Genomic DNA, 26248 nt, shown 5'->3' on the forward strand with positions numbered 1-26248 from the left:
GGGAGGCGGGGGGCCGCACCTGGGTCGGTAATCTTGAGTAGATTAATGTAGTGCCGCCCCCCCCCCCAGAGACACGCACGCTAAATATACACAAGCGGGGGGATGGTATTTGTTGTGTGTATCGTTGCTCCCGGCCGGGTGGGGCGGGGCGCGGGCCCGGCGGGGTTTAGCCCGGCGCCCCCCCCCCCCCCCCCCCCCCACTACCGCGCGCGTCTCAACCCTGCCCGGCGAACACGCGCTCCAGCACTTCGGACAGCTCGTCTTCCGAGAACGGCTTGGTGATGTAGGCCTTGGCGCCCTGGCGCATGCCCCACATGCGGTCGGTGTCCTGGTCCTTGGTGGTCACCAGGATCACCGGGATATGCCGGGTCGCCTCGTCGCGGGCGAGGGTGCGGGTGGCCTGGAAGCCGTTGAGATTGGGCATCACCACGTCCATCAGGACCAGGTCGGGCAGCTCGGCCTTGGCGGTTTCGACCCCGGCCGCGCCATCGGTGGCGGTCAGGATCTGGTGCCCGAGCTTCTCGACGATGCGCTGTATCCCCAACAGCTGCGACGGTGAGTCGTCGACGATCAGAATGCGTGCCATGTTGTTCCCCATGTAATGCCCGCAGTGTAGTGCGGGCTCATTACCGGCGGGAGGGGCGCATCTGCCGTCTGTCGCCTGCCTGCGACGTTCAGTCGATCCGCACCACGGTGCGGCCCAGCGATCCGCCCGCCAGCATCCGCTCGAACACGGCCGGCAGGCCATCAAGGCCGACCTCGGCGGTACAGATGCGGTCCAGGTGCTGCGGTTTCCATTCGTTGCCCAGCCGCGCCCAGACGTCCTCGCGCAGCCCGCGTGGCGCATTGGCCGACGACACGCCCAGCAGCGACACACCACGCAGGATGAACGGCATCACCGTCATCTCCAGGGTCGGGCTGGCCGCCAGGCCGGCACTGACCACGCTGCCGTAGGGCGCGGTCTGCGCCAGCAGGCTGGCGAGCATGGCGCCGCCGGCATTGTCCAGGCCCCCACCGAAACGCGCCGATTGCAGTGGGCCGGTGTCGGCCAGGGCCTCACGCGGCAGCACCTCGGTGGCGCCGATGGCGTGCAGGAAACCGGTCTGGTCGGGTTTGCCGCTGATCGCATGCACCGTGTAGCCGGCGCGGCTGAAGATCGACAGTGCCAGCGCGCCGACGCCGCCACTGGCGCCGGTGACCGCCAGCGGTCCAAGTTCCGGGCTCTGCCGGTTGTCCTGCATGCGCAGCAGCGCCAACGCCGCGGTGAAGCCGGCGGTGCCCAGCACCATCGCCTCGCGTGGGCTCAGCCCGGCCGGTTGGGCGATCACCGCACGCGATTCCAGCCGCACATACTGGCTGTAGCCGCCGTCGCGGGTCTCGCTGAGGCCGCAGCCGGTGGCCAGCACCGCGTCGCCTTCACGCCATTCCGGATCGGTGCTGGCGACCACGGTGCCGGCTACGTCGATGCCCCCCACCAGCGGGAAGCGGCGCAGGATCTTTCCCTTGCCGGTGCCGGCCAGAGCGTCCTTGTAGTTGACCGAGGACCAGCTGGCGCGGATCAGAACCTGGCCGGGGCTGAGGTCTTCGACCTTGAGCTGGGCCAGGCCGCTGCGGTAACCGGCGTCGTCGTTTTCGATGCGGAAGGCGGTGAACGGGGTGGTGGGGGCCATCGGCATTGCCTGACTTCGAGGAAAACGCCACCTTACCCCGTTGCCCCCCTTTCGATCCTGCCAATCCGCCCCATCTTGTATGATCAGTAATGGTTTCACGGCTGGCGCCGCGGGAAGGGCCCGCGCCGCAGCCCACATCTTGATGGAGCGTGCATGGCCTGGAATACACCCGGCGGCAACAAGGGCGGACAAGGCCCCGAGGACAATCGACGCGGGCCGTTCGGGTCGCGCGGCGGTGGCAATGGTGGTGGCTGGGGCGGATTGCCCGGGCCGCTGAAGGACCTGTTCGACGGCGGCATCGTGCGTTGGGTGGTGGCGGCCGTTGTGCTGCTGGTGCTGTTCTCCAGCTTCCAGCTGATCGGTGAACAGCAGCGGGGCGTGGTCCTGCGCTTCGGCCAGTTCTCGCGCATCCTGCAGCCCGGCCCGAACTTCAAGTTGCCGTGGCCGATCGAATCGGTCACCAAGGTCAACGCCACCGAGATCAAGACGTTCTCGATCCAGGTGCCGGTGCTGACCCGCGACGAGAACATCGTCAACGTCTCGCTGAACGTCCAGTACCGCATCGACGACCCGCAGCAGTACCTGTTCGGCACCGTCGATGCCAACCAGGTGCTGGAGCAGTCGGCGCAGAGCGCGGTGCGCGAGGAAGTCGGCCGTGCCGACCTCAACGCGGTACTGAACAACCGTGGCCCGCTGGCCGTGGCTGCCGAGGAGCGCCTGCAGGCACTGCTGAAGGCGTTCAAGACCGGCCTGACCGTGACCGGCCTGACCCTGCAGGACGCCCGTCCGCCGGAAGAAGTGAAGCCGGCCTTTGACGAAGTCAACGGTGCCCAGCAGGTCAAGGAACGCCTGATCAACGAGGCCCAGGCCTACGCTGCCAAGGTCGTGCCGGAAGCCCGGGGCCAGGCCTCGCGCGCCCGTACCACCGCCGAAGGCTACAAGCAGGCCGTGGTGTCCAAGGCCGAGGGTGACGCGCAGCGCTTCAGCCTGTTGCAGGCCCAGTACAAGGACGCCCCGGAAGTGACCCGCAAGCGCCTGTGGCTGGAAACCGTGCAGCAGGTGCTGAGCGAGAACCGCAAGGTGATCGGCGGCGATGGCCGCCAGCTGATCTACGTGCCGATGACCGGCGATACCCGTCCCACCACCTCGGCCCCGGCCGCAGTGGCGAACCCGGACGTGGTGATGCCGTCGCTGCCGGGTGCAGCGGTGGAAGCTTCCCGTGATCCGGGCCGGCCGGTGGGCCGCCCGACCGGGCGACCGAGCGGCCGTGAGGAGGGCAGCCGATGAAGAGTCCTATCTGGATCGCCGTGATCGTGGCGGTGGTGCTGGGCCTGCTCGGCTCGGTGTACGTGGTCCGTGAGGACCAGACCGCCATGGTGCTGAACCTGGGCAAGGTGGTGCGTTCGGACATCAAGCCGGGCCTGCATTTCAAGGTGCCGGTGGTGGAAACGGTGAAGGTCTTCGACCGCCGCTTCCAGGTGCTCGACACCGCGCCGGCGCGCTACTTCACCGCCGAGCAGAAGGACGTCAGCGTCGACTTCTTCGCCATCGGCTACATCTCCAACGTAGGTGACTACTTCCGTGCCACCGGCGGCGATCCGCGCATCGCCAATGCCCGCCTGGCACCGATCATCACCGACTCGCTGCGCAACCAGATCAACTCGCGCACCCTGCAGCAGCTGGTGTCCGGCGACCGCAGCGAGCTGATCGCCGAGCAGCTGAAGGGGATCAACGAGGCGGTGGCCGGCCTCGGCATGCAGATGATCGACCTGCGCATCAAGCAGGTGGACCTGCCGACCGACAGCCAGGTGATCAACGACGTGTACGAGCGCATGCGCGCCCAGCGCAAGCAGGAAGCGGCCAAGCTGCGTGCGGAGGGCGAGGAGCAGTCGCTGACCATCCGTGCCCAGGCCGACCGCGACAGCACCGTGCTGATCGCCGAGGCCGAGCGTGATGCACAGCGCCTGCGCGGTGAAGGCGATGCCGAGGCGGCCCGCATCTACGGCAAGGCTGGCTCGGCTGATCCGTCGTTCTATGCGTTCTACCGCAGCCTGGAGGCTTACCGTGGCTCCATGACCGACGGCAATGGCGTGATTGTGCTCGACAAGAACGACCCGTTCCTGCAGTACCTGAAGAACGACCGCTGAGGTCGCAGGGCACTACCCCACGGGGCCCGGCCAGACGCCGGGCCCCGTGCTTTTTCCGGAGTCCCCCATGAAAGATCTGTTCGCCGCCGTCTGCCTGGTCGCGGTGCTGGAAGGCCTGTTCCTGTTCGTGGCGCCGTTCGCCTGGAAGCGCATGGCCGAGCGCCTGCTGGACCTGCCCAGCCCGGCCCTGCGCAGCTTCGGCGGGCTGGTGCTGCTGGCCGGCCTGAGCCTGCTGTGGTGGGCACGGCACTGACCCCACCCTGTAGCGTCCGAGACCATGCTCGGGCGGCGCCGCGCAGCGGCGGGAAGGCAGCCGAGCATGGGCTCGGCTCTACATGAGACGCCGGCCTGACCGGTGGGTGAAGCCGCCGGTCGGAAAGGTGGCAGCGGACCCCGGAAACCCGGATAATGCACAAAAGCCGGACGGGCCTCCCCGTTCGGCTTTTTCCGTGTCTGGGCCTTCCATCGCCGGCCGCTCCCCGTCTGGAGCCGCCCTCCAGGTGCTGGCCAGCCCCGCCACGGTTTACCCGTCCGCGGCCCCGATGGCCGCAACAAATCGAGGAGCCCGTCATGGGTCAGTCTGTCGTAGTGTTGGGTGCCCAGTGGGGCGATGAAGGCAAGGGCAAGATCGTCGATCTGCTCACTGAGGAAATCGGCGCCGTCGTGCGCTTCCAGGGTGGCCACAATGCCGGCCACACCCTGGTCATCAACGGCAAGAAGACCGTCCTGCACCTGATCCCGTCGGGCATCCTGCGTGACGACGCGCTGTGCCTGATCGGCAACGGCGTGGTGATCTCGCCGGCCGCGCTGCAGAAGGAAATCGCCGAGCTGGAAGCCTCCGGCGTGGAAGTGCGTTCGCGCCTGAAGATCTCCCCGGCCGCGCCGCTGATCATGCCGTACCACATCGCCCTGGACCAGGCGCGCGAACGCGCTGCCGGTGGCAAGGCGATCGGCACCACTGGCCGTGGTATCGGCCCGGCCTACGAAGACAAGGTGGCGCGTCGCGGCATCCGCATCGCCGACCTGCATTACCCGAAGCAGCTGGAAGAACTGCTGCGCACCGCGCTGGATTACCACAACTTCGTGCTGACCAAGTATCTGAACACCGATGCGGTCGACTTCCAGAAGACCTTCGACGAAGCGCTGGCCTTTGGCGAGTACGTGCAACCGATGAAGTCCGACGTGGCCGGCATCCTGCACGACCTGCGCAAGCAGGGTAAGCGCGTGCTGTTCGAAGGCGCGCAGGGTGCGCTGCTGGACATCGACCACGGCACCTACCCGTATGTCACCAGCTCCAACACCACCGTCGGTGGTGCGCTGGCCGGTTCCGGCGTCGGCGCCGATTCGATCGACTACGTGCTGGGCATCGCCAAGGCCTACGCCACTCGCGTCGGCGGCGGCCCGTTCCCGACCGAACTGGACGACGAAGTCGGCCAGGGCATCCGTGACCGCGGCGCCGAATACGGCGCATCGACCGGCCGCCCGCGTCGTTGCGGCTGGATGGACATCGTCGCGCTGAAGCGCGCCGTGGCCATCAACGGCATCAGCGGCCTGTGCATCACCAAGCTGGACGTGCTCGATGGCATGGAAAAGCTGAAGGTCTGCATCGCCTACGAATACAACGGCAAGCGCACCGAATATGCTCCGCTGGATGCGCAGGGCTGGGAAGAGTGCACCCCGGTGTACCTGGAGTTCCCGGGCTGGAGCGAGAACACCCACGGCATCACCCAGTGGGACGAGCTGCCGCCGGCGGCACGCGCCTACCTGCGTTCGCTGGAAGAACTGGCCGGCTGCCCGATCAGCATCGTTTCGACCGGCCCGGACCGCGACCACACCATGGTCCTGCAGGACCCGTTTGCCTGAGTGAGAGACCGGTAGCGCTGGGCCCTGCCTGGTGTTGCTGAAGGAAAAGCCCCGCGCAAGCGGGGCTTTTTCGTTTTCGGTACTGTGGCGGCACAGCCGGCAGGGCAGCGCAGCGATGACGGAGACTTCGGCATGAAGGGCGAGACGGTCGCACGGGTGACTCTGTGGCTGCTGTGGAGCCTGTGGACGCTGGCCTGCATCGTGCTGGTGCTGGGCGCGCTCGCCAATTACCTGGCTTCGCGCACGCAGACCCTGCCGCTGGTGCTGCAGCCGGGCGCGACCGCCGAGATCACGGTGTACCGCTTCATCGACGACCCGCTGCGACTGCGTCTGCGTTATGCGGATGACGGCGCCGATCCGGCGGTCGATCCCGAGCTGCGCCTGCGCGCGGAAACCCCAACCGATCGCACCGAGTTCCGCGCGGACAGCCGCTCGGCGGTGACCGATCCGGAGATCCACCGCGCACTGGAATCGGTCGAGCGAGACCGGTTCGCCGCCTCGTACTTCGGCTACGGCCGCAGTGACGCACTGCGGCGAGGCCGTTCCTCGCTGCGGCTGACCGTGCTGGAGGTCGATCCGGCGTTGGCCGGCCGTGCGGCCTCGGTGGACCTGCTGCCGCCGATGGACGTGCTGAAGCTGACCGACCTCGACTACCTCTGGCTGTGGCCGTTCTTCTTCTGGAAGATGGCGGCGCTGTTGCTGATGATTCCAGGAGCTGCGTTGGCCGTCTTTACTGTGGCATTGCGACGCTGGCAGCGCCGGGCATCATCGCTGCCGACTTCAGCAGCGGATAGGGATTGATCGACTCTCCCTTCCACCACTGCTTCTCCGGCCCCAGCACATGCACCTCGAAATGCAGGTGTGGGGCCTCGGCGCTGGCGTTGCCCGTGCTGCCGACGTAGCCGATCACCTCGCCGCGCTTGATCACCTGCTTCTCGGCCAGGCCATCGGCGTAGCGCTGCAGGTGCGCGTAGTAGTAGCACCAATGCCCGCTGGGCTCGAACTGGTAGATCGTCAGGCCACCGCGCTCGCTGTCGAACAGTTTCTCCACCGTGCCATCGGCCACCGCCAGCACCGGCGTACCTGCATCGGCCATGATGTCGATGGCATCGTGTACGCGGCCCTCGCTGCGTGCATCGGTGAAGGTATCGCGCAGCTGCGAGGGCAGGATGCCCTGCACCGGCAGCAGCAAGCCGGACGGTGCATCGGCAGCCTGGGCGGCCGGCGGCGCGGTGGAGGCGGGTGGGGCTGTTGCGCCTGGCGCTGCCGGTTCCGTCACCGGCGAGGCGGCCACCGTCGATGGCGCTTCCGGCAGCGCGTCGGTCACCGGCTCATCCATATCGCGGTGCAGCCACCAACCTGCACCCAATCCCAGCAGAACACCCAGCACGATCAGTTGCGAAAGACGCATCGACTCACTCCTGCATCACGACAGGCACCGAGGTGTCCACTGCGTCGGCCACGCGCAGTGCATCCCAATTGGTCATGCGTACGCAGCCATGCGACTCGGTCTTGCCCACGTGGCCGGGTTCAGGCGTGCCATGCAGGCCGTAATGCGGCTTGGACAGATCGATCCAGACCCGGCCGACCGGATTGTTCGGGCCGGGCGGCAGCGTGGCTTTCTTTTCCCCCTTGCGGGCATCCCAGAACAGCTTGGGGTTGTAGTGGAACGGCGGGTCGCGGTACACGCCCAGGATTTTCCATTCACCGATCGGCAACGGGTCGTGCTGGCTGCCGGATGACACCGGCACCTGCGCGATCAGCTTGCCCTGCGCGTCCAGTAGCTGCAGTGTGGAGTCGGATTTGTCGACCACGATTCTGGCGGCCTTCGGCAATGCGGCCGGGGCGATGTTGGGGACCTGGATGCGGCTGCCAGCCCTGGTCAGATCCACGCCGGGATTGAGCATCTTCATCAGCTCTGGGGACGCGTGGAAGCGCTCGCCCAGGGCTTCTTCCACACTGCTGTAGCCCAGCGATTTCAGCTTGGCCTGGTCGGCGGGTCCTTTCGGTATCGGCTGGAACGGGCCGGCGACATCCTCAGCAGTCAGCGTGTAGCTGGCCAGCGGCGTGATCGTATCGGCCTGCAGAGCCTTCCAGGTGGCGTCGTCCAGCTCACCCGTTACGGTCAGGCCGTGTGCCGTCTGGAAGCCTGACACCGCCCGCCGCTGGTTGCTGCCTACCTCACCATCAATCTGGCCCGGAGAGAAGTTCGCACGATCCAGCAGCACCTGGGCATGCAGTGCGGAGCGCACTGCGGTGTCCGGGCCAGCCTTCTCGGCAATGGGGGCGGGCAGGTTGGGCGGCGGCGCCTGCGCGAAGGCCGGCGACGCCAGCAGCGAGATTGCGAGCAGGGTGGATCGGGACACAGATGAGCGCATTGGGATCTCCAGCAGGTACGCCGCCACCTTGCCCGCAGGCGGCGCCGAGCCGCCGTGAAAGGGATCTGATGCCCGCATGAGCAGGCATGTCATTGCGGCCGGTTGCCAGCGGCAGGTGCCGCTGGGGACGGGGGCTCACCAAGGTGAACGGTGGCCGACGCCGTCGATGGGCGGCGATCAAGATTGCCTGCCGTGCCGCCGATAAGGCCACATCCCCCCGTTTTGGATACCCCCATGAACTACTTGAGGAACGTCAGGGTTGCCTGGCGTCTTGGGCTGGGCTTTGGCCTGTTGCTGCTGCTGGTTGCCGCCGTAGTGGCCACCGGCGCCACCGCCAGCGTCGTGCAGAAGCGCGCGATGCAGCAGGTGGTCGACGTCAGCGTGGCCAAGGTGCGCCTGTTGTCGCAGATGCTCGACGCCAACAACCAGATGATGGTGGTGCGGCGCGAGATGCTGATCCGCCAGGGCGAAGACCGCGGCAGCGATGAGAAGCGCATTGCCGATCTGGTCAAGCGCTATGAGGCCAGCTGGACCGCCTACCAGGCACTGCCAGGCGATGCGGAGGGCAAGGCCATCGCGGAAGCCATCGCGGCCAAGCGTGCCATCGCGCGCCCGCTCAACAAGCAGACCAGCGAACTGATGGAGCAGGGCGACTACCCGGGTGCCGTGGCACTGACCCTGGGCCCGGTGCAGGAAGCGGCCAACGGCTGGAACAAGGCACTGTCCGATGGCGTGGATTTCGAAGAGAAGGAAAGCCGTGAGGCAGCCGCCGAGGCCATCCGCCTGGGCGAGCGCAGCCTGCTGCAGCTGCTGGTGCTGGGCGGCGTTGCACTGCTGGTCGGCATCGGTGCCTCGGTGATGATCGGGCGCAGCCTGACCGGCCCGCTGGCCCGCGCGGTGAACCTGGCCGAGCGCCTGTCCAAGGGCCAGCTGGACCAGGAGTTCCGCCTCGGCGGCCGTGACGAACTGACCCAGCTGGGCGAGGCGATGGCCAGCGTGCGCCAGAGTGTGCAGGCGGCGATCGGCGCGCAGTTGCAGATGGCCGAGCAGCACGAGGCCGGTGCAATCCGCTATCGCATGGACGCCAGTGCGTTCCCCGGTGATTTCGGCCGCATGGTGCAGGCCACCAACAGCCTGGTCGAGTCGCACGTGCAGGTGGAACTGCTGATGGCCGAGGTGATGCAGCGTTACGCCATGGGTGACCTCAGCCGCGACCTGCCGGACTACCCGGGCGAGAAGGGCACGCTGACCCGCACCCTGGCGGCGGTGAAGCAGAGCCTGATGGCGATCAACGCGCAGATCGATGAACTGGCCCGCGCCGCACGCGCCGGCGATTTCAGCATGCGTGGCGATGCCGCTGCGTTCCAGTACCAGTTCAAGACGATGGTCGAGCACCTCAACGGCATGATGGCCAGTTCGCAGGCCAGCATCGCCGATGTTTCCGACGTGCTGCGCGCGATCTCGCATGGCGACCTGACCGCACGCATGGCGGGCGAGTACGAAGGCGTGTTTGCGCGCATGCGCGACGATGCCAACACCACCACCGCGCAGCTGACCGGCATTGTCCGCGGCATCCAGGTGGCTGCCGACAGCATCAACAACGCGGCCCAGGAACTGGCCGCCGGCAACAACGACCTGTCGCGCCGCACCGAGCAGCAGGCTGCGAATCTGGAAGAAGCGGCCGCGTCGATGGAGGAGCTGACCTCCACCGTACGCCAGAACGCCGAACTGGCGCGTCAGGCCGACAGCGAAGCGCATGCCGCCGGTGCCGCCGTGCGCGAGACCGAGCAGGCGATGGCACAGATGGCATCGGTGATGGGCGAAATCGATCAGTCCTCGGCACGCATCTCGGAAATCTCCACGGTGATCGACGGCATCGCGTTCCAGACCAACATCCTGGCGCTGAATGCGGCAGTGGAAGCTGCGCGCGCAGGCGAGCAGGGCCGTGGCTTTGCCGTGGTCGCCAGCGAAGTGCGCACGCTCGCACAGCGTGCCGGTGTCGCCGCCAAGGAGATCAAGGAACTGATCGAGGACGCCGCTTCCAAGGTGAAGAGTGGCCTGGCGGTGACCGTTGAATCGGAAGCCGCGATCGCACGCGTGGCGCAGGCCAGTTCGCGCACCACCCAGCTGATGAGCGACATCGCAGCGGCCAGCAAGGAGCAGGCCGCCGGCATCGAGCAGGTCAACCAGGTGGTGGTGCAGATGGACCAGGTGACCCAGCAGAACGCCGCGCTTGTGGAAGAAGCCACTGCCGCGAGCCGCGCGCTGGAAGAACAGGCGCATGCACTGACCACGTCAGTGGCGGTATTCCAGCTGGAGCAGGGGCCGCGCATGCCGGTCATGCCGGCGCGGGCGGCGTAAGCGACCTGTAACTGGATACTGGATGGCGCCCTGCCTGCGATGTCCCGCATGCAGGGCGTCGATGCACCCACCGGAACGATGCCGCGGGCTAGCGCCCGCGGGCTGAGCGTTCGATCAGCCAGCCGGCTGCGTACAGCAACAGCAGTGTTGGCGGAACCAGCACTGCATATGCGGTCGACCAGGGCTTGCCACGCAGCAGGCCGCCTGCGCCGATGGCATCGAGTGCGGCAGACTGCAGGGTAATGGGGAGCGCCATCAGGATATAGGTACCCTTCGGGTCCCCCTCCGACTGCGCGCCGTGAACCAGCCATGCGGTCGACAGCAGGTAGACCACGCAAAGCGCAAGACCGGTCCAGCTCAGGAGTCGCCGCATCTTCATCCGCATGCCCCGGTTCAACGGACGTCGAAGCGGGCCTGCAGCGGCAGGCTCACCTTCCGCAGCAGATCCCGGACCACCACCTGCGCAGTCCACGTGCCTTTGGGATCACCGGCCTCGGCGACGAACTTCAGGTGCAGGTTGGTCATGTACAGCAGGTTTGGCGGGCCGGTCAGGGCGGCGGTGAAACAGGGAACATCGCGTTCGTCGATACTGGTGCTGCCGTCCGGGCGCAGCATGCGCAGATCGCAGTGCACCTTGGGTACGCGGTTTTCGTCCAGTTGCGGGTTGGAGAGGAACGTCAGCAGGAACAACTCACCGCCCGGGTGGACTTCGTCGGCCTCGTTGAAGCGGGGAGTGGTCTCCGGCGGGGTCGCCCACTTGGCCCGCCAGTCGGCATCGGAAGTGACCAGCAGCGATGCCGCGAAGCCGCCGCTGGATTTCATGGCATCGGTCTCCGTCAACGCCTTGCCATCCCCATTTATCCAACCATCGCTGGCGGAGCTGTTCAGTGGCAGCATCATGGCCATCATGGTCAGCGCGCAGGTCCATCGCATCAACGGCTCTCCCGGGTAGCCGCGTCCCGCGGCAGAGCGGGTAGTATTGCCCAACATTGGCCGGCAAAGCAGCAGGACAGCCGGAGCAGGGGTTCCGTTGCCTGCCGATGTGGGTGATGCTTGCCAGCAAAGGAGGTGGCATGGGAATCGGGAGCGAGGAAACGCCGATCTGTTTCCCTGCATCGGCCGCGCCGCAGCACGTGCTGATGCTGCCCGGTCTGGATGGCTCCAGCAGGCTGTCGCCCCCGTTCCTGTCGGCACTCCAGGCTTACGGTCTGACAACGCAGGCGATCACGCTGCCCGCGCAGGGACCGCAGGATCACGCCACGCTTGCCCAACGGCTGTGGTCGCAGCTGCCCTGTCGTCCCTTCATCCTGCTCGCCGAGTCTTTCTCGGGCCCGTTTGCTGTTGAACTGGCCACGCGCCATCCCACCGGGCTGCGCGGACTGGTGCTTGCAGCGACCTTTGCGCGTCGGCCGGTGCCACTGCCGGCAGCCAGCGCAGCCCTGCTGTCGCCGGCCTGGCCGCTGCCTCCCGTGGCATTGCTGGCGCGCCTGTTGCTGGGGCCGTGGTACACCCGCGGGCACACGTCGATGCTGCGCGATGCGTTGGCCATGACTCCGACGAGCACGTTGCGGCAACGCGCCGCAGCGACCCTGCGGGTCGACGTGCGTGCATTGCTGCCAGCAATCCAGGTGCCGACGCTGTGCCTGCACGCGTGCCACGACCGCCTGCTGTGGCCGCCCAGCGTGGCCGAGCTGCAGGCCCTGTTGCCCGATGCCCGCCATGTGTCGTTGGAGGGGCCACATCTGCTGCTGCAGGCGCGTGCCGACGCAGCTGCAGCCGAAGTGGCCGCGTGGATGAGGACGTTGCCGCGTTGAACGATGCGCTCAGCTGCGGGCGCGGGTACGTGCCGCCTTCCTGGCCGCCACCTTGCGCACGGTCTTCTTCGCCGCACGGGTCTTGGCCGCCTTCTTCGCTGCAGCACTGCGCGAGGCGGCTGTACCGGCCTTCTTGACCGCTGTCTTCTTTGCGGCCTTCTTGGTGGCGGTCTTACGAGCCGGTGCCTTCTTTGCCGCCGCCTTCTTCGCAGGCGCCTTCTTCGCGGCCGTCGCCTTGGTCGTGGCCTTCTTTGCGGCTGACTTCCTGGCAGGCGCCTTGCTGGCCGCCTTCTTGCTCGCCGCCTTCTTCGTACCCTTGCGTGCGCTGCCGCTACGCTTGCCGCCACCGTCCTGCTTGTTCACGGTGGCCCAGGCGATGCGTTCGGCGGTGTTTTCGCTGGCACCGCGCTCGCGCTCGCTTTCCTCGATGTGCTCGGCCTGGCGCTTCTGTTTGTCGGTATATGCGGATTTGTCACCACGGGGCATGACGGTTCTCCTGTTGTAGTAGTCAGGCCAGCAGGCGCAGCTTGGGTTCACGCGCCCACTGGCGGGTGGCGGCCGCCGCCAGGAAGGCCTTGGCGTCTTCCGCTTCGACGATGCCGGCGTCGTTGCCGACGCGCGCCGCCTTCAGCAGCGCCTGGCCGCCTGCGTCGCTGGCGATGGCCTTCAGGTGCGCCCACGCCTGGCTGACGAACTCGATGGCTGCACTCTCTTTCGACAAGGCCTTCGCGGCTTCCGGACTGAGCACCACGGCTACCGCATCGAACACGGCCGATGGTGTGCCCGCCAGTTGCCCATCCGCCGCCTGTATCGCCCCATCGCTCAGCGTGGCGCCGCCTACTTTGGGCGCGACCAGCTTCACGTCTGCACCCGCCTTCCGCGCCGCTTTGCTCAGGCTGGCCATCACGCGCGCGTCGGAGCCCTCATCAAACAGGATGCCGATGCTGCGCCCTTGCAGGGTGGGCTTGTTGCGCCCAATCACGCGCACCTCGGGAGCGGCAGGCATGTCCTGCGCCGGCATGGCGGTCGGCGCGGGGTCGGGCAGTGCAGGCAGCGCGAGCCCATCCGCTACGCGCTGCGCCAGTGATTCGTCGATGTTGCGCAGGTGGCTGACGGTACGCACCCGCACCTTGAGTGTTTCCACCTTGGACAATTCGAACACGAGTGCCGATGCCAGATGCGCCTGTTCCGGCTTCTCAAGGCTACGGAAGAACATGCGGGCCTGGCTGTAGTGGTCGGCGAAGCTCTCCGCGCGGGTGCGGCCCTTGCGGCCATCGTCGGCGCTGGCGTGGCTGCGGAAACCTGCGGGCGTCTCGCGCGGCGAGTCCTCCTGCAGCGAGCTGGGATCATAGGCGACGCGGCCCTTGGGCACCTGCATCTGCATGTGGCCGTCGCGCTGGTGATTGGCGAACGGGCACTTCGGGGCATTCACCGGGATCTGGTGGAAGTTCGGGCCGCCAAGCCGCAGCAGCTGGGTGTCCAGGTAGGAGAACAGGCGGCCTTGCAGCAGCGGATCGTTGCTGAAGTCGATGCCCGGCGGCACGTTGGCCGGGCAGAACGCCACCTGTTCGGTCTCGGCGAAGAAGTTGTCGGGCCAGCGGTCCAGCACCATGCGCCCGATCACCTGCAACGGCACAAGCGATTCGGGAATGATCTTGGTCGGGTCCAGGTGATCGAACGGGAACGCGTCGGCTTCTTCTTCGGTGAACAGCTGCACCGCCAGTTCCCACTCGGGGAAATCACCGCGCTGGATGGCCTCGAACAGGTCACGGCGATGGAAGTCATTGTCAGCCGATTGCAGTTTCAACGCTTCGTCCCAGACCGTTGACTGGATGCCCAGCTTTGGCCGCCAATGGAACTTGACGAAGGTCGACTCGCCCGCCTCGTTCAGCAGGCGGAAGCTGTGCACCCCGAAGCCTTCGATCATGCGCAGCGAACGCGGAATGGCGCGGTCGCTCATCGCCCACATGATCATGTGCATCGACTCGGGCATCAGCGAAATGAAGTCCCAGAAGGTGTCATGGGCCGAAGCCGCCTGCGGGAACGCACGGTCTGGTTCCATCTTCACCGCATGCACCAGGTCCGGGAATTTCATGGCGTCCTGGATGAAGAACACCGGGATGTTGTTGCCGACCAGATCCCAGTTGCCTTCCTTGGTATAGAACTTGACCGCGAAGCCGCGCACGTCGCGCGGAGTGTCCACCGACCCTGCGCCACCGGCCACGGTCGAGAAGCGGGTGAACACGGGCGTCTTCACGCCTACCTCGGTCAGGATGCGCGCCCGGGTGTGGGCGGCCAGAGACCGGGTCAACTCGAAGTAGCCATGTGCCGCGCTGCCACGTGCGTGCACGATGCGCTCGGGAATGCGTTCGTGATCGAAGTGGGTGATCTTCTCGCGAAGGATGAAGTCTTCCAGCAGCGTGGGTCCTCGAGGTCCCTGCCGCAGGGAGTTCTGGTTGTCTGCCACCGGGATGCCCTGATCGGTGGTCATCGCCGGGTGGCTGCCGCCGGCGCGCGGGTGCAGTTCATCGCCGTTGCCGCGGGGGTGGTTTTCGGTTGCGCGCTTGCCGGTCGGCTTGCTGGCGGCCATGGGGGGGAGGCTCCGGATCATCAAGGGAACCACGACACTGGAACCGAACCCGTTAAACCCAGGTCCGGCAAAGGTGAACGTACGGGCAAAAGCAGGCTCGGGTATGCTTGCCCCATGCGAGTCGAGCCCTCCGACATCGAAGCCCTGTTCGACGCCATCCCGGACGTGCTGTTCTTCATCAAGGACCGCCAGGGGCGGTACACCCACGTCAACCAGACCATGCTGCGACGGCTGGGCCTGCGCGCGCGCAAGGACGTGATCGGGCGCACAGCGGCCGAGATCTACCCGACCGGCCTCAGCGCGGACTATGTCGACCAGGACGCCCGCGTGCTGTCCGGCGAGGTGATCGAGAACCTGATGGAGCTGCACCTGTTCGCCAACCGCGAACCGGGCTGGTGCCTGACCTGCAAGCGCCCGTTGCTGGTCGATGGCGCCATCGAGGGCCTGATCGGCATTTCCCGCGACCTGGGCCAGAAGGACAGCCTGGGCGCCCAGTACGAGCAGCTGCGGCTGGCCCTGGCCCACCTCAACGCGCACTACGCCGAGAACGTGCGCATGCAGACCCTGCTGGACATCACCGGCTTTTCGCTGTCCAAGCTGGAGCGCAGTTTCCGCAAGGTGTTCCAGATGACCCCGCAGCAGGTGCTGACCCGGCTGCGGATCCAGATGGCCATGCACTTGCTGCATGGCGACGACAGCATTGCCTGCATCGGGCAGGCCTGCGGTTTCAGCGACCAGAGCGCCTTCACCCGCAAGTTCAAGGCTGAAACCGGTTTCTCGCCGCGCGCCTATCGCGCCCGGATCGGCGGCAACGTCGGCGAGCCCGCACTGGCCTGAGCCCCCTGCTGCGCTGTGCCTATCCCCGCGGGCCTGGGACAGGGTAAGGTGTCGCCCCTGTAGCCCGCCGCCAGCCCCGCCGATGCCCAATTCGATTCCGACCGCTTCGCCGTCCCGCCTCGGACATTCGCTCAAGCCCCGCCAGCTGATCATGATGGGCCTGGGCAGTGCCATCGGCGCCGGCCTGTTCCTCGGCTCGGGCGTGGGTGTGCAGGCGGCCGGTCCGGCCGTTCTGGTCTCGTATCTGGTCGCTGGCGCGCTGGTGATCATCGTGATGAACGCACTGGGCGAGATGGCGGCGGCCAAACCGACCAGCGGCGCGTTCTCGGTGTACGCCGCCGATGCCATGGGCGCCACCGCTGGCGCCACGGTCGGCTGGTTGTGGTGGGTGCAGCTGGTGATCGTGATCGCCGCCGAGGCGGTCGGTGCGGCCGGGTTGCTTGCCACGGTCTGGCCGGTGGTGCCGGTGCCGATGGCTGCGTTGGCCTTCATGCTGTTCTTCACTGCGATCAACCTGCTCGGGGTGAAGAACTTCGGCGAGTTCGAATTCTGGTTCGCCATCCTGAAAGTGGCGGCGATCCTGGCCTTCATTGCCATCGGCGTGGCACTGCTGATGGGCTGGCTGCCGCAGGTCACCTCACCTGGCCTGAGCAACTTCACCGGACACGGCGGTTTCGCACCGAAGGGCCTGGCCGGGATCGGTGCGGCGCTGCTGGTTGTCGTTTTTGCCTTCGGCGGCACCGAAATCGTCGCCGTTGCGGCGGCCGAAACCGAAGATCCCGAACGCAGCATCGCCCGTGCCATCCGTACCGTGGCCTGGCGCATCCTGGTGTTCTACATCGGCTCGCTGAGCGTGATCATCGCCGTGGTGCCCTGGACCAGCGAAGCACTGAAGTCGCCGTTCGCCGCCGTGCTGGACATAGCGCGCATTCCGGGCGCCGGCACTGCGATCACCCTGATCGCGGTGATCGCGCTGCTGTCGGCACTCAATGCCAACCTCTACGGCGCCTCGCGCATGATGTATTCGCTCGCGCAGCGCCGCGAAGCACCGGCCGTGCTGGGCTGGACCGATCCGCGGCAGGTGCCGGTCATCGCCGTGCTGGCCAGCGTGCTGTTCGGCTTTGCGGCCACGGTGATGGAACTGCTGTTCCCGGACCGGGTGCTGCCGGTGCTGCTGAACATCGTCGGTTCCACCTGCCTGCTGGTGTGGACGCTGTCGCTGGTTTCGCAGCTGGTACTGCGCCGCCGCGCGGATCGCCTGGGTACCCGGCTGCCGTTCCGCATGGCCGGTTTCCCGTGGCTGACCTGCTGCGCGCTGGCGATCCTGGCGCTGATCTTCGGCCTGCTGCTGAGCGAGGCGCACACCCGCCTGCAGTTCCTGTCGATGGTGGCGCTGACCGCCACCATCGCCGCCGGCAGCGCCATCGCCCGGCGCATGCGCGAGGCGTGACTGAAGCTGTAGAGCCGACCCTACGGTCGGCTGCGGTTGCTGTAGTTTCTGTAGAGCCGACCCTGTGGTCGGCTGCTGTTCGCGTAGTCGCCAGCCGAGCGCGGGCTCGGCTCTACAGCCGGCATACATCCGCCGTGCCATCCTGATCGTGTGGGCCGCCAGCGGCCCGTCGACCAGGAGTACCGCATGCTGCGCAGCCGTCCCTTCCTGATGTTCACCGGCCAGGCCGAGGCCGCGCTGGCCCTGTACGCCGAAGCCTTTGCCGATTTCCGCCTGCTGGCCCTGCAACGCCACCCCGAGGGGGCCGGCGCCGGCGTACCCGGACAGGTCCGCCAGGCCATCTTCCTGCTCGGTGGCACCCATTACCTGTGCTTCGACAGCCTGGATGTGCACGACTTCACCTTCAGCCCGTCGATCTCGCTGTTCGTCGAGTGTTCCGGTGCCGAGCAGTTCGAGCGTGCGGCACGCGTGCTGGGCGAGGGCGGCCATTGGTTGATGCCGGTGGGTGATTACGACTTCAGCAACCGCTATGGCTGGGTGCAGGACCGCTTCGGCGTATCGTGGCAGTTGAGCCTGGGACAGATGCCGGACCCGTGATCGGGTAACTGTGGGTGTGGACCCTGGTTCACACGCCCTCATGAAAACGGCCCGCTTGCGCGGGCCGTTTTTCTTTATCGATGCAGTGAGGAATCAAGCCTCGACTTCATCATCCTTGTAGGCATCGACCGGGATGCAGGCGCACATCACGTTCTTGTCACCGTACACGTTGTCGACGCGTGCCACCGGCGGCCAGTACTTGCTCTGCTTCAGGCTGGCCAGCGGGAAGGCGGCCAGTTCGCGCGGGTAGGCGTGGGTCCACTCGCTGGCGGTCACCGCGGTGGCGGTGTGCGGCGCGTTCTTCAGCGGGTTGTCCTCGCGGTCCAGGCGGCCGTCTTCGATCGCGCTGATTTCCTCTCGGATCTGGATCATCGCGTTGATGAAGCGATCCAGCTCGTGCAGCGACTCGCTCTCGGTTGGCTCGACCATCAGCGTGCCCGCGACCGGGAAGCTCAGGGTCGGGGCGTGGAAGCCGAAGTCGATCAGGCGCTTGGCGACGTCCTCGGCACCGATGCCGCTGGTCTTCTCCAGCGGGCGCACGTCCAGGATGCACTCGTGCGCCACCAGGCCGTTACGGCCGGTGTACAGGGTCTTGAAGTGCGGAGCCAGGCGCTTGGCAATGTAGTTGGCGTTGAGCTGCGCGACCTGGGTGGCCTTGCGCAGGCCTTCACGGCCCATCATCGCGATGTACATCCAGCTGATCGGCAGGATCGAAGCACTGCCGAAGCTGGCCGCGCTGACCATGCCGACCGGGCCGTTGTCACCCAGCTTGCCCGGCAGGAACGGGGCCAGGTGCTCCTTGACCGCGCACGGGCCCACGCCCGGGCCACCACCGCCGTGCGGGATGCAGAAGGTCTTGTGCAGGTTCAGGTGCGAAACGTCCGAACCCCACTTGCCCGGCTTGGCCACGCCGACCAGGGCGTTCATGTTGGCGCCGTCGGTGTACACCTGGCCGCCGTGCTTGTGGATGATCTCGCAGATCTCGACCACCTCTTCCTCGAACACGCCGTGCGTGGACGGGTAGGTCATCATGATCGCGGCCAGGCGGTCGCTGTACTTCTCGGCGTTGAGGCGGATGTCCTCGACGTCGACGTTGCCGTTGGCATCGGTCTTGGTCACCACGACCTTCATGCCGCACATCTGCGCCGAGGCCGGGTTGGTGCCGTGTGCCGAGTCCGGGATCAGGCAGATGTCGCGGTGGCCTTCGCCGCGCGAGCGGTGGTAGGCACGGATCGCCAGCAGGCCGGCGTACTCGCCCTGCGCGCCGGAGTTCGGCTGCAGGCTGACCGCGTCGTAGCCGGTGCATTCGACCAGCATCGCTTCCAGCGTGTCGATCAGTTCCTTGTAGCCCAGCGCCTGGTCGGCCGGCACCAGCGGGTGGATCTGCGAGAACTCCGGCCAGGTCACCGGGATCATCTCGGCGGTGGCGTTGAGCTTCATGGTGCACGAGCCCAGCGGGATCATCGTGCGGTCCATCGCCAGGTCCTTGTCGGCCAGCGAACGCAGGTAGCGCAGCAGTTCGTGCTCGCTGTGGTGGGTGTTGAACACCGGGTGGGTCAGGAACGCGGACTGGCGCAGCAGGCCGGCCGGCAGCGCGTCGGCGGTGCTGGCGTCCAGCGCCTCGACGTCAGCCTGCGCGCCGAACACGGTGGCCAGCGCGACCACGTCGGCGCGGGTGGCGGTCTCGTCCAGGCTGATGCCGACCGAGTCGCTGTCGATCGCGCGCAGGTTGTAACCGGCGGCGCGTGCCTTGGCGTGGATCTCATCGGCATGCACGCCGGTGATGTGCAGGGTGTCGAAGAAGTCGCCACCGACCTGCACGCCGGCGTTGCGCAGTGCCGCAGCCAGGATCGAAGCCAGGCGGTGGGTGCGCCGGGCGATGCGGGTCAGGCCTTCCGGACCGTGGTAGACCGCATACATCGAGGCCATCACCGCCAGCAGCACCTGTGCGGTACAGATGTTCGACGTCGCCTTCTCGCGGCGGATGTGCTGCTCACGGGTCTGCAGGGTCAGGCGATAGGCCGGGTTGCCCTGGGCATCGATGGAGACACCGATCAGGCGGCCCGGCATCGAGCGCTTGTAGGCGTCACGGCAGGCCATGAACGCGGCGTGCGGGCCGCCGAAGCCGAACGGCACGCCGAAACGCTGGCTGTTGCCGACCACGATGTCCGCGCCCCATTCGCCCGGTGCGGCCAGCAGGGTCAGCGCCAGCAGGTCGGTGGCCACGGCCACCAAGCCGCCGCGTGCGTGCACGGCCTCGACCAGGGCCTTGTAATCGCCGATCTGGCCGAAGGTGTCCGGGTACTGCAGCAGCAGGCCGAAGGCTTCCGCTTCCAGTGCTTCGGCGGGGGTGCCGACGCGCAGCACGATGCCCATCGGTTCTGCGCGGGTGCGCAGCAGTTCCAGGGTCTGCGGGTGCACGGCGTCGTGCACGAAGAAGGTGTCCGACTTCGACTTGGCCGAACGCTTGGCCAGGGTCATCGCTTCGGCGGCGGCAGTGGCTTCGTCCAGCAGCGAGGCGTTGGCGATCTCCATGCCGGTGAGGTCGGCGCACAGGGTCTGGAAGTTGATCAGCGCTTCCATGCGGCCCTGCGAGATCTCGGCCTGGTACGGGGTGTAAGCGGTGTACCAGGCCGGGTTTTCCAGGATGTTGCGCAGGATCACGTTCGGGGTGTGGGTACCGTAGTAGCCCTGGCCGATGAAGCTGCGCAGCACGGTGTTCTTGTCGGCGATCGCGCGGATCTTCGCCAGTGCCTGCACTTCGGTCATCGACTCCGGCAGCGCCAGCGGCGCCGGCGACTTGATCTTGGCCGGCACGATGGCATCGGTCATCGCATCCAGCGACGCGTGGCCGACGACGTCGAGCATCTGCGCGATCTCGGCATCGTTGGGGCCGATGTGGCGCTCGACGAACGCATTGTGGTGCTCGAGCTCACGCAGGGAAGGGGTGTTCTGGGACATGGCGAAGGATCCGTCAGGAAAGGGCACACGCACGGGCACAAGCCGCCGGTCGGCGGTCTGCGGGGCGCCCCTCTGTCCTTTTGCCTGAGAGTTTGGAAGCGCGGAAAACCGCAGCTTCGTGCCCCTTCGGCGCCGGATCGAACCGGTCTCTCCAGAGTTCTGTTACGGGTGGTATCGGGCCTGAGCGATTACGGGCGTTGCGCCTTCGGCAGCGGTGTTCCGCTTCTCCCACCGTGTTGCCCGCCGATTATAGCCCGTTGCGGGCCCGCTGGCCGTCTACGGGCCTGGCCGCTGCGCCTGAATGGCCGATGGCCCGGACGTGCGTTTTGTGCATCGCTGCATGGCATCAGGCGCAATCCCCACCTATGATGGCCAGATACCCGAATTCATCTGGCGCCCTCCCTGCAGACAGGGACCGGCGCCCGCCGTGCGTGCCGCGCATGGCCCTGCCGGACGCCTTTCCCATGACCGCCGCTGTTGCTCCCTCCACCCGCCGCATGGCCCTGCTGCTTGCCGGCCTGGCCATGTTCGGCCCGTTCTCGATCGACACCATCTTCCCGGCCTTCCCGCAGCTGGCCCAGCGCCTGGCGGTGGACGAGGTGGCGGTGCAGCAGACCATCAGCGTCTACCTGCTGTTCTACGGCCTGATGAGCCTGGCGCACGGTCCGCTGTCCGACGCCTGGGGCCGCAAGCGGGTGATCCTCGGTGGCCTGGTGGTGTTCGTCGGCGCCTCGGTGGGCTGCGCACTGTCCACCGACCTGACCACGCTGCTGGCGTTCCGTGCGCTGCAGGGCCTGTCGGCGGGTGTCGGCATGATCGTCGGCCGCGCGGTGATCCGCGATCTGTACCACGGCCATGACGCGCAGCGGCTGATGAGCCAGGTGTCCATGCTGTTCGGCATCGCCCCGGCCATCGCGCCGATCATCGGTGGCTGGATCCTGCTCAGTGGCGCGGGGTGGCCGCTGATCTTCTGGTTCCTGGTGGTGTTCGGGCTGGTCCTGCTGGCGGCCACTGCACGCTACCTGCCCGAGACCCATCCCGTCGAAGCGCGCGTGCCGTTGTCGCCGCGCGTGCTGCTGCGTGATTACGTGCGCATCGGTTTCAATCCACGCTTCCTGCGCCTGGCGCTGGCCGGCAGCATCGGCTTTGGTGGAATCTTCCTGTACATCTCCTCGGCGCCGGTGTTCGTGATGCAGCACCTGCACCTGGGCGAGGGCGGTTTCGCCTGGTTGTTCATCCCGACCATCGGCGGCATGACCACCGGCTCATTCCTGTCCGGGCGCATGGCCGGGCACACCACGCCCACCCGCCAGGTCTCCATTGGTTTCGGCCTGTGCGCATTGTCAGTGCTGTTGAACGTTGGCTACGTGGTGCTGTCGCCACAGTTCGTGCTGCCATGGGCGGTACTGCCGATCTTCCTGGGTGGCATGGGCATGGCGCTGATCTTCCCGATCCTGGCGCTGGCGGTGCTGGACATGTACCCGCATCAGCGCGGCCTGGCCTCGTCGCTGCAGGCCTTCGTGCAGCTGATGATCAGCACCGTGGTGGCCGGCGTGGTGTCACCACTGCTGAGCGGCAGCCCGCTGCACCTGGCACTGGGCCAGGCGGCGTTCTTCGGCGCCGGTTTCGTGTTCTGGTACTGGGAACACCAGCGCGAGCGCGCGGCGCAGGCAGCCTGCACGGGTCACTGAGCAGCGCGCAGGGGTAGGGTGGGCCGCGATGCCCGAAACACTTGCGGCAGGGAACGGCCGGACTAGGCTGGGCATTCCAGCCAGCCGGTGCGTGGGTGCACGACAGCCAGCCGACCCAATGTCGTTGCATGAGGTTTCGCCATGGCTGCGCAGCAGACCTACCGCCTGTTCGAGGTGGCGCTGAAGGAGCGCCGCGTTCTTTCCCCTTCCCTGGACCGCATGGTGTTCACCGGCGCCGACGTGGCGCGGATGAAGACCGAAGGCCCGGACCAGCGCATCAAGGTATTCTTCCCCTTGCCCGGGCAGGACCTGCCACAGGTGCCCAGCGGCGAGGACTGGTATCCCCGCTACCGGGCGCTGCCGGACGATCAGCGCCCGCCGATGCGCACCTATACCATCCGCCAGCTGCGTGCAGAGCTGGGCGAAGTCGATGTTGATTTCGTGCTGCATGGCGAGACCGGGCCGGCCTCGCGCTGGGCCATCCATGCACGCCCCGGCGACCGTGTAGTGTTGCTGGCTCCCGATGCCGACTGTGCCGACAGCAGCGAAGGTTGGGAATGGAAGCCGCCGGCCGGCGTCGGCCAGGTGCTGCTGGTGGCCGATGAAACCGCGTTACCGGCGGTGGCCGGCATTCTTGAGGAACTGGCGGCCATGGTGGATCCGCCGCGTACGCTGGCGCTGCTGGAAGTGGCGCAGGCCGGCGACGCGGTGCCGCTGAAGGCACCGGCTTCCGCCGAGCTGGTCTGGCTGCCGCGCGGGCGCGCGGCGTACGGGGCGCCTCTGTTGCAGGCGGTGCAGGCGCGGCTGGCAGCGGCCTCGGGCGTGGCTGCCGGCGATGCGCCGGAGGAGATCGACGTCGATACGCAGATCCTCTGGGAACAGGCCGATACCCGCGTGGTCGGGCCGCTGTATGCCTGGGTGGCAGGCGAGGCGGGGGCGGTGATGGCGATCCGTCGCCATCTGGTCCGTGACTGCGGGCTGGACCGCCGCGCGATCACCTTCATGGGCTACTGGCGGCACGGCAAAGTGCTGGATTGAGCGGGTGTGAAGCGGCGTGGCGGGTGGGGTGCGCTATCCTTGCGCCCCCCTCGCAGCGGTATTGCACCATGTCCACCAGCTCCAAGACCCGCCGCGACCAGCGCCGTCGCCAGGAAAAGCAGGCCGCCAACAAGGCCGCTGCCCAGGCCTCGCCGGTGGAGCCGCATGCCGAACTGCGCGACGCGCAGCGCACCCTGCTGGCCGGTGTCGTGCGCCGCGACGGCGAATGGGTGCTGGGCATGGACGGCCGTATCGCCGGCCACAGTGACTCCGCCGCACAGGTACTGGCGCTGATCATGCAGGCCGGTGAACTGCACGAGCGCAACGGCACGCCGGTGCGCCTGATGTACTCCGATGCGCTGCGCGACGCCGCGCACGCCGAAGCGAAAGAGAAGGGCCAGACCTTCGAGGAATTCAAGGCGGAACTGGCCGCGGCGATGGCGGCGAAGAAGGACAGCTGATCGCGCCGAATCTGTAGAGCCGAGCATGGCTCGGCTCTACAACACGGAGAAGGGGCGGATCCTTGCGGATCCGCCCCTTTTTCTCATTTCGCCGCCGGGGCCGCGTTGGCCTGCCAGCCACACATCTGGCCTTCGTTCTGCTGCTTCAGCCACTCGTTGACCGGAGTGAAGTACTCGATCATCGGGCCGGCATCGAGCTTGTCGGTGCCGGTCAGCTCCTTCAGCGTGGCCTGCCACGGCTGGCTGGCACCCTTGCTCAGCATCGTCCAGTATTTCTGGCCGGCTTCCTTGTTGCCGTAGAAGGTGCACTCGTGCAGCGGGCCCTTGTAGCCGGCTGCATCGCACAGGCCCTTGTAGAACTGGAACTGCAGGATGCGGGCCAGGAAGTAGCGGGTGTAGGGGGTGTTGCCCGGCACGTGGTACTTCGCGCCCGGATCGAAGAATTCCTCGCCACGGGGGCTGGCCGGGGCCACGCCCTGGTACTTGGCCTTCAGGTCCCACCACGCCTTGTTGTAGTTGTTGGCGGTGATCGAACCATCGAACACGCCCCAGCGCCAGCGGTCGATCATCAGCCCGAACGGCAGGAACGACACGCCCGACAGCGCCATGCGCATCTGGTTGTTGATGACCGCTTCGCGGCTCTCGGTCGGTGCATCGACCAGGCCGATCGAGCTGAGGTACTTGGGCGTCATCGCCAGCACGATGGTGTCGCCGATCGCCTCATGGAAGCCATCGTTGGCACCGCCCTGGAACAGCGGCGGCAGCGGGTTGTAGGCCAGGTCGTAATAGATATGGCCCAGCTCGTGGTAGATGGTGGTGAAGTTCTCTTCGTTCGGCTTGATGCACATCTTGGTGCGCACATCGCCTTCCATGTTCATGTCCCAGGCGCTGGCGTGGCAGACCACATCGCGGTCGTCGGGCTTGATGAACTGGGTGCGTTCCCAGTACGACTGCGGCAGCGACGGCATGCCCAGCGACACATAGAAGTCCTGTGCGCGTTCGGTCATCTGCTTGGCGGTACGCAGTTCGGCTTCGCGCTGGGCCTTGTACTGCGCCGCCACGTTGGCGTCCTTGCCGGCCTTGGCCAGCGCCGCGCTCAGGTTGGCCTGGTACTGCTTTTCCAGTGCAGCGGTGATGTCCAGGCTGCCGGCACCCGGGTACGGTTCCAGCTGGTCCCACAGGTTCGACCAGTCCTGCTGCCACATGTTGCCCAGCAGGTGCGCGGCAATCAGGCCGTTGCCCACTTCGGCCTTGTCCTTGCCGTAGGTCTTGTCCAGCTTGCCGCGTGCATAGCAGTGCAGCTGCTCGTACATCGGCTTGACCTGTTCCCAGAGCCGGTCGGTTTCCGGGCCGATCTGCTCCGGCGGCATGTCGTAGCCGCTGCGCCACATCTGGCCGGCGTCGGCAAAGCCCATGCCCTTGGCGCCTTCGTTCACCAGGCCGACGAACTTCTGGTAGTCGCCGCGCATGCTCTTGGTGGTGCTGTGCCAGCCCTGCCAGGCGTCGAGCTGCTTGTCATAGTCGCGGCTGCGCGCCAGCACCTGTTCGAGCTCGCCCAGCTGGCGGCAGGAGTTCGGATCATTGGCATCGGTGCAGTACTTGCCGGCACCGTAGCTGCCTTCCATGCGCGTGGCGATCTGGGTCAGCTCGGCCAGCTTGGCCGGGTCGCGCGGTGCAGGCATCGAGGACATCAGCTTCAGCAGGTGGATCGCGCGCTTGCTGTCCTCGCTCATCGGCTTGCCGTCGAACTTGGCGGCCTGTTCGATCCAGCTGTTGAGCTGCGTCAGCGAACGCTCGTTGGCCTTGGCCGCAATGCGTTCCGAATCACCGTTGATGTAGGTGGAGGACAGCCACTGCGCCGAGGTCATCTCCGGGTAAGCGGCCTTGAATTCGGCATTGATGCGGGCCACGAACTGGTCGGCGGTTTCACCGGCCGGAGCGCTGCTGCTGGCGGTATCGGTGCCTGGGGCAGCTTCCTTCTTGCAGGCGGCCAGGGCCAGCGTGGCGGCGGCGATTGCCGAGGCCAGCAGGAGATGACGGTGTTTCACGGGCGGTCCTTGGGTGGTGAACGACGGCCGAAGGCTAGTGGGCCGTCGCTGCCACCGCAAGTGGCGGACGTCAGCCGGGCGGCGCCCGGCACCCGCAGAGGCCAGAGCACAAGCAACAGCAACCGCCGAAGCAACCGCAACAGCGGGGTATCCGTGGGATGGCGCGGCGGGGGGGGGGGGGGGGGGGGGGGCGGCCGCCCCCCCCCCCCCCCCCCCGCCCCGCCCCCCCCCCGCCCCCCCCCCCCCGCCCCCCCCCCCCCCCCCCCCCCCCCCCCCCCCCCTACAACAAAAAACCCCCCCCCCACACCCCCCAAAATAGAAAATCCTCTCGTGTTTTTTATA

Annotated in this window: 23 protein-coding genes and 1 riboswitch; of the genes, 13 read left to right on the plus strand and 10 right to left on the minus strand. The window is 67.0% G+C overall.

The annotated features are described in order from the left end of the window. Positions 1-214: 214 nt before the first annotated feature. Both pilH and WDC87_RS18710 read right to left on the minus strand, forming a co-directional pair. The gene (gene pilH, locus WDC87_RS18705; protein ID WP_005410644.1) at positions 215-586 is read right to left on the minus strand and encodes a twitching motility response regulator PilH; all 372 of its coding nucleotides are present in this window, start codon (positions 584-586) and stop codon (positions 215-217) included. A gap of 88 nt (positions 587-674) precedes the next feature. Further along, complete coding sequence (locus WDC87_RS18710; protein ID WP_072168588.1) at positions 675-1670, minus strand: YhdH/YhfP family quinone oxidoreductase; 996 nt, start codon at positions 1668-1670, stop codon at positions 675-677. A 153-nt stretch (positions 1671-1823) separates the two neighbouring features. On the opposite strand from WDC87_RS18710, the gene hflK reads away from it, so the two are divergent. The 5 genes from hflK (at position 1824) to WDC87_RS18735 (ending at position 6481) form a co-directional block, all read left to right on the plus strand. Next, positions 1824-2957 carry an FtsH protease activity modulator HflK gene (gene hflK / locus WDC87_RS18715; protein WP_005418335.1) on the plus strand — a complete coding sequence of 378 codons (1134 nt, stop codon included), beginning with the start codon at positions 1824-1826 and terminating at the stop codon, positions 2955-2957. Next, positions 2954-3817, plus strand: a complete 864-nt coding sequence (locus WDC87_RS18720) for a protease modulator HflC (RefSeq protein WP_005414169.1) — start codon at positions 2954-2956, stop codon at positions 3815-3817. Before hflK ends, WDC87_RS18720 begins: the two co-directional genes overlap by 4 nt. A gap of 67 nt (positions 3818-3884) precedes the next feature. Beyond that, a complete protein-coding gene (locus WDC87_RS18725) occupies positions 3885-4070 on the plus strand; it encodes a DUF2065 family protein (protein ID WP_005410640.1) in 186 nt (61 codons plus the stop codon). 317 nt (positions 4071-4387) lie between these two features. After that, positions 4388-5680, plus strand: a complete 1293-nt coding sequence (locus tag WDC87_RS18730; protein WP_005418326.1) for an adenylosuccinate synthase — start codon at positions 4388-4390, stop codon at positions 5678-5680. Positions 5681-5812: 132 nt separating this feature from the next. Then, a complete protein-coding gene (locus tag WDC87_RS18735) occupies positions 5813-6481 on the plus strand; it encodes a hypothetical protein (RefSeq protein WP_164263143.1) in 669 nt (222 codons plus the stop codon). Here WDC87_RS18735 and WDC87_RS18740 read toward each other — a convergent pair. Beyond that, complete coding sequence (locus tag WDC87_RS18740; protein WP_301655196.1) at positions 6411-7091, minus strand: M23 family metallopeptidase; 681 nt, start codon at positions 7089-7091, stop codon at positions 6411-6413. The genes WDC87_RS18735 and WDC87_RS18740 overlap by 71 nt on opposite strands. 4 nt (positions 7092-7095) lie before the next feature. After that, entirely contained in the window at positions 7096-8058 is a 963-nt protein-coding gene (locus WDC87_RS18745) for a L,D-transpeptidase (RefSeq protein ID WP_188240742.1), read from the minus strand. A gap of 234 nt (positions 8059-8292) precedes the next feature. Between WDC87_RS18745 and WDC87_RS18750 the strand changes: the two genes are divergently transcribed. After that, positions 8293-10419: a methyl-accepting chemotaxis protein gene (locus tag WDC87_RS18750; protein WP_227837276.1), complete on the plus strand. Its 2127-nt coding sequence runs from the start codon at positions 8293-8295 to the stop codon at positions 10417-10419. A gap of 88 nt (positions 10420-10507) precedes the next feature. Here WDC87_RS18750 and WDC87_RS18755 read toward each other — a convergent pair whose 3' ends face one another. Both WDC87_RS18755 and WDC87_RS18760 read right to left on the minus strand, forming a co-directional pair. Beyond that, positions 10508-10798 carry a hypothetical protein gene (locus tag WDC87_RS18755; protein WP_088496818.1) on the minus strand — a complete coding sequence of 97 codons (291 nt, stop codon included), beginning with the start codon at positions 10796-10798 and terminating at the stop codon, positions 10508-10510. Positions 10799-10812: 14 nt separating this feature from the next. Next, positions 10813-11352 (minus strand): hypothetical protein, encoded by a 540-nt coding sequence (locus WDC87_RS18760; RefSeq protein ID WP_088496819.1) that lies wholly within the window; start codon positions 11350-11352, stop codon positions 10813-10815. A gap of 140 nt (positions 11353-11492) precedes the next feature. Between WDC87_RS18760 and WDC87_RS18765 the strand changes: the two genes are divergently transcribed. Next, positions 11493-12233, plus strand: coding sequence for an alpha/beta hydrolase (locus WDC87_RS18765; RefSeq protein WP_252745418.1), 741 nt, complete (start codon positions 11493-11495; stop codon positions 12231-12233). A gap of 9 nt (positions 12234-12242) precedes the next feature. Here WDC87_RS18765 and WDC87_RS18770 read toward each other — a convergent pair whose 3' ends face one another. Then, positions 12243-12719 (minus strand): hypothetical protein, encoded by a 477-nt coding sequence (locus tag WDC87_RS18770; RefSeq protein ID WP_227837269.1) that lies wholly within the window; start codon positions 12717-12719, stop codon positions 12243-12245. A gap of 22 nt (positions 12720-12741) precedes the next feature. Next, on the minus strand, positions 12742-14823 hold the full coding sequence (locus WDC87_RS18775; protein ID WP_252745417.1) for a catalase: 2082 nt from the start codon (positions 14821-14823) through the stop codon (positions 12742-12744). Between the two features lie 114 nt (positions 14824-14937). Between WDC87_RS18775 and WDC87_RS18780 the strand changes: the two genes are divergently transcribed. The 3 genes from WDC87_RS18780 to WDC87_RS18790 all read left to right on the plus strand — a co-directional run bounded on the left by WDC87_RS18780 (position 14938) and on the right by WDC87_RS18790 (position 17707). Then, positions 14938-15660 carry an AraC family transcriptional regulator gene (locus tag WDC87_RS18780; protein ID WP_072168597.1) on the plus strand — a complete coding sequence of 241 codons (723 nt, stop codon included), beginning with the start codon at positions 14938-14940 and terminating at the stop codon, positions 15658-15660. Between the two features lie 82 nt (positions 15661-15742). Then, the gene (locus tag WDC87_RS18785) at positions 15743-17110 is read left to right on the plus strand and encodes an amino acid permease (RefSeq protein WP_061478840.1); all 1368 of its coding nucleotides are present in this window, start codon (positions 15743-15745) and stop codon (positions 17108-17110) included. 186 nt (positions 17111-17296) lie between these two features. After that, positions 17297-17707 carry a VOC family protein gene (locus WDC87_RS18790; RefSeq protein ID WP_005418291.1) on the plus strand — a complete coding sequence of 137 codons (411 nt, stop codon included), beginning with the start codon at positions 17297-17299 and terminating at the stop codon, positions 17705-17707. A 93-nt stretch (positions 17708-17800) separates the two neighbouring features. Here the strand turns inward: WDC87_RS18790 and gcvP are convergent, their stop codons facing one another. Then, entirely contained in the window at positions 17801-20668 is a 2868-nt protein-coding gene (gene gcvP, locus WDC87_RS18795) for an aminomethyl-transferring glycine dehydrogenase (protein WP_072168600.1), read from the minus strand. 62 nt (positions 20669-20730) lie between these two features. Next, positions 20731-20833: riboswitch (glycine riboswitch) on the minus strand. A 299-nt stretch (positions 20834-21132) separates the two neighbouring features. On the opposite strand from gcvP, the gene WDC87_RS18800 reads away from it, so the two are divergent. From WDC87_RS18800 to WDC87_RS18810, 3 genes are all read left to right on the plus strand, one after another. After that, entirely contained in the window at positions 21133-22359 is a 1227-nt protein-coding gene (locus WDC87_RS18800; RefSeq protein WP_072168607.1) for a multidrug effflux MFS transporter, read from the plus strand. A 141-nt stretch (positions 22360-22500) separates the two neighbouring features. Beyond that, positions 22501-23397: a siderophore-interacting protein gene (locus WDC87_RS18805; RefSeq protein WP_252745416.1), complete on the plus strand. Its 897-nt coding sequence runs from the start codon at positions 22501-22503 to the stop codon at positions 23395-23397. Positions 23398-23465: 68 nt separating this feature from the next. Beyond that, the gene (locus tag WDC87_RS18810; RefSeq protein WP_005418286.1) at positions 23466-23858 is read left to right on the plus strand and encodes a hypothetical protein; all 393 of its coding nucleotides are present in this window, start codon (positions 23466-23468) and stop codon (positions 23856-23858) included. 83 nt (positions 23859-23941) lie between these two features. Here the strand turns inward: WDC87_RS18810 and WDC87_RS18815 are convergent, their stop codons facing one another. After that, on the minus strand, positions 23942-25906 hold the full coding sequence (locus tag WDC87_RS18815) for a M2 family metallopeptidase (protein ID WP_252745415.1): 1965 nt from the start codon (positions 25904-25906) through the stop codon (positions 23942-23944). Between the last annotated feature and the right edge of the window lie 342 nt (positions 25907-26248).

This window comes from Stenotrophomonas maltophilia group sp. Smal12 (assembly GCF_037079935.1).
Taxonomy (GTDB): domain Bacteria; phylum Pseudomonadota; class Gammaproteobacteria; order Xanthomonadales; family Xanthomonadaceae; genus Stenotrophomonas; species Stenotrophomonas sepilia.

Coding starts and splice junctions, on each gene's coding strand:
- hflK (WP_005418335.1), top strand. CDS start 1,824: ATGGCCTGGAATACACCCGGCGGCAACAAGGGCGGACAAGGCCCCGAG.
- WDC87_RS18735 (WP_164263143.1), top strand. CDS start 5,813: ATGAAGGGCGAGACGGTCGCACGGGTGACTCTGTGGCTGCTGTGGAGC.
- WDC87_RS18765 (WP_252745418.1), top strand. CDS start 11,493: ATGGGAATCGGGAGCGAGGAAACGCCGATCTGTTTCCCTGCATCGGCC.
- WDC87_RS18750 (WP_227837276.1), top strand. CDS start 8,293: ATGAACTACTTGAGGAACGTCAGGGTTGCCTGGCGTCTTGGGCTGGGC.
- WDC87_RS18810 (WP_005418286.1), top strand. CDS start 23,466: ATGTCCACCAGCTCCAAGACCCGCCGCGACCAGCGCCGTCGCCAGGAA.
- WDC87_RS18760 (WP_088496819.1), bottom strand. CDS start 11,352: ATGCGATGGACCTGCGCGCTGACCATGATGGCCATGATGCTGCCACTG.
- WDC87_RS18800 (WP_072168607.1), top strand. CDS start 21,133: ATGACCGCCGCTGTTGCTCCCTCCACCCGCCGCATGGCCCTGCTGCTT.
- gcvP (WP_072168600.1), bottom strand. CDS start 20,668: ATGTCCCAGAACACCCCTTCCCTGCGTGAGCTCGAGCACCACAATGCG.
- WDC87_RS18740 (WP_301655196.1), bottom strand. CDS start 7,091: ATGCGTCTTTCGCAACTGATCGTGCTGGGTGTTCTGCTGGGATTGGGT.
- WDC87_RS18790 (WP_005418291.1), top strand. CDS start 17,297: ATGCTGCGCAGCCGTCCCTTCCTGATGTTCACCGGCCAGGCCGAGGCC.
- WDC87_RS18730 (WP_005418326.1), top strand. CDS start 4,388: ATGGGTCAGTCTGTCGTAGTGTTGGGTGCCCAGTGGGGCGATGAAGGC.
- WDC87_RS18710 (WP_072168588.1), bottom strand. CDS start 1,670: ATGGCCCCCACCACCCCGTTCACCGCCTTCCGCATCGAAAACGACGAC.
- WDC87_RS18725 (WP_005410640.1), top strand. CDS start 3,885: ATGAAAGATCTGTTCGCCGCCGTCTGCCTGGTCGCGGTGCTGGAAGGC.
- WDC87_RS18785 (WP_061478840.1), top strand. CDS start 15,743: ATGCCCAATTCGATTCCGACCGCTTCGCCGTCCCGCCTCGGACATTCG.
- WDC87_RS18720 (WP_005414169.1), top strand. CDS start 2,954: ATGAAGAGTCCTATCTGGATCGCCGTGATCGTGGCGGTGGTGCTGGGC.
- WDC87_RS18745 (WP_188240742.1), bottom strand. CDS start 8,058: ATGCGCTCATCTGTGTCCCGATCCACCCTGCTCGCAATCTCGCTGCTG.
- WDC87_RS18775 (WP_252745417.1), bottom strand. CDS start 14,823: ATGGCCGCCAGCAAGCCGACCGGCAAGCGCGCAACCGAAAACCACCCC.
- pilH (WP_005410644.1), bottom strand. CDS start 586: ATGGCACGCATTCTGATCGTCGACGACTCACCGTCGCAGCTGTTGGGG.
- WDC87_RS18805 (WP_252745416.1), top strand. CDS start 22,501: ATGGCTGCGCAGCAGACCTACCGCCTGTTCGAGGTGGCGCTGAAGGAG.
- WDC87_RS18755 (WP_088496818.1), bottom strand. CDS start 10,798: ATGAAGATGCGGCGACTCCTGAGCTGGACCGGTCTTGCGCTTTGCGTG.
- WDC87_RS18780 (WP_072168597.1), top strand. CDS start 14,938: ATGCGAGTCGAGCCCTCCGACATCGAAGCCCTGTTCGACGCCATCCCG.
- WDC87_RS18770 (WP_227837269.1), bottom strand. CDS start 12,719: ATGCCCCGTGGTGACAAATCCGCATATACCGACAAACAGAAGCGCCAG.